Source organism: Pseudonocardia kongjuensis, assembly GCF_039526905.1.
In the GTDB taxonomy this organism is placed as follows: domain Bacteria; phylum Actinomycetota; class Actinomycetes; order Mycobacteriales; family Pseudonocardiaceae; genus Pseudonocardia; species Pseudonocardia kongjuensis.
Genome location: NZ_BAAAJK010000053.1, coordinates 362,344 through 364,644, shown reverse-complemented (window position 1 = coordinate 364,644; position 2,301 = coordinate 362,344). Strand labels below are relative to the sequence as shown.

1 protein-coding gene is annotated in these 2,301 nt (G+C 75.3%); it reads left to right on the top strand.

The annotated features are described in order from the left end of the window. Positions 1 to 225: 225 nt before the first annotated feature. Positions 226 to 2,301 (top strand): multicopper oxidase family protein, encoded by a 2,076-nt coding sequence (locus ABD160_RS31535; protein ID WP_344029785.1) that lies wholly within the window; start codon positions 226 to 228, stop codon positions 2,299 to 2,301.

Here is a 2,301-nt window from a genome sequence, read left to right as displayed (position 1 = left end):
GGAGGTGCGACTCCCGTGGAGGAAGGGCCGGGTGGAGACGACGGAGCCACCCGATCGAGTTAGCTGAGCCTAAGCAGATCCGCGGAGAGGAGTCCAGAGGTGAGGGTGATGGATTAAGAGGTTTGCCTAACTTAGGCTTCGTGTCAGGCTTACTGAGTACGAGGAGGCAGTCCGCGGATGGCCGAGGATTCGTCCACATCGGACGGGAGCCGGGTTCCCCGCCCGGTGCCACCGCTCCCGCCGAGCCCCCCGGTCACCCCGGTCCCGGCCGCCGTCCGGCCCGAGCACCCCCCGGCCCGGACCCGCCCGCCCGGGGTGCTGCGGACCAGCCGGCGCCGCTTCCTCGCGCACACCGCGCTGGCCGCCGCGGTCGCCGGCCTGGCCACCCGGGCCCGGCCCGCCGGGGCGCCGCCGGACCGGGTGCTGCTGCCCGGCGTGAACGCGCCCGGCGGCCGCACCGCGCACGGCGGCCACGGCGGCGCCGATCCGGTCACCGGCGTGTACCGGCCGCCGCCCGACGACGGCCGCGCCCTGCTGCAGCTGCGCCCCTTCACCGATCCGCTGCCGCGGATGCCGGTGCTCACCGCCGCCCCCGGCACCGACGGCGTGGCCCGGCTGACCGTGCGCCAGCGGACCGCGCAGGTGCGGCTGCACTCGGCGCTGCCCGGCACCCCGATGTGGACCTACGAGGGCGGCTTCCCCGGCCCGACGATCGAGGCCCGCCGGGGCGTCCCGCTGGAGATCGCCTGGACCAACGAGCTGACCGGGCCGTACCCGGTGAAGGCGGTCGAGGTGCTGGACAACCGGGGCGACCTGCGCGAGTGGGACCTGCCCGGTGCGCGCGGCGCGCAGCCGCTCCCGGCGGCCGCCGTGCTGCCCCCGTGGACCGTGGTGCACCTGCACGGCGCCGTGGTCGGCGGCGGCGCCGACGGCTGGCCGGAGAACGCCGTCGCACCGACCGGCGTCCAGCTGACCCGCTACACCAACGACCAGCCCGCCGCCGCGCTCTGGTACCACGACCACGCCATGCACGTGACCCGGCTGACCACGATGGCCGGCCTCGGCGGCGGGTTCTACCTGCTGCGCGACGACGAGGAGGACGCCGCCGGGCTCCCGTCGGGCGAGCACGAGATCCCGCTGGTGATCTGCGACCGCAATCTCGACACCGACCCGACCGGCCGGCTGACCGGCGAGCTGCTCTACAAGATCGTGCTCTACGACGGCCAGGCCGAACGCCTGCCGCGCTCCTTCACCGGCCCGTTCACCCTGGTCAACGGCACCATCTGGCCCTACCTCGAGGTCGATCCGGTGCCCTACCGGCTGCGCGTGCTCAACGCCTCGTCGATCCGGCCCTACCACCTGATGCTGATCGACGAGGACGAGCAGGTGCTCCCCGAGGGCGTCGCGCACCACGTCGGGTCGGACGCCGGGCTGCTCCCCCGGGCCGCGCCGGGCGCCGAGGAGTTCGCGGTCGTCCCCGCCGAGCGGGCCGACGTCGTGATCGACTTCAGCGGGTACGCCGGGCGCACCCTGCGCTGGGTGGACGGCTCGGTCGCGCCCGCGCCGTCCGACGACGTCATGCAGTTCCGGGTCCGCGACCGGCCGGCCGGGCCGGCGCCGGCCGCGACCGTCGTGCGGGCCGGCACCGAGCTGGCGCCCGGGTTCACCCGGATCACCGCCGACGTCGCCGCCCCGATCACCGACCGGATCGTGCTGATCACCCCGGCCTTCCCGGTGTCGGCCCGGATGTGGGAGATGACCGAGACCGACGACGTGCCGGACGCGCTCGCCGACGGCCCGGTGGACGGGATCGTCCAGCTCGTCGACCACGACGGCGCCCTGCGCACCTTCCGCCGGACCGCCGCCACCTGGGCCGATCCGGTCACCGTGCACGCCCGCACCGAGGGCTGGGAGCGCTGGACCTGGCTGAACCTGGAGGGTCCCGGCGCGCCGCACCCGATGCACGTGCACGCGTTCACCTTCCAGGTGCAGCGGCGCGACCACTACGACGTCTCCGGCTGGACCTACCTGGTCCGCCCGGACGGGTCGTTCGGCGGCGGCACGACCCGCCCGCTGCGGTTCGACCGGGCGGGCACGGTGACCGCCCCGGAGGCCGGCGCGAAGGACGTCGTGTCGCTCGGCGGCGGGCAGCTGGTCACCGCGATCGGCCGGTTCGGCCCGCACGCCGGGCGGTTCGTGCACCACTGCCACGTCTACGAGCACGAGGACCACCGGATGATGCGGCCGATCTCGCTGCTGCCGGACGGGGTCGTGGCGCTCGCCCCGCCCGAGCACGCCTGA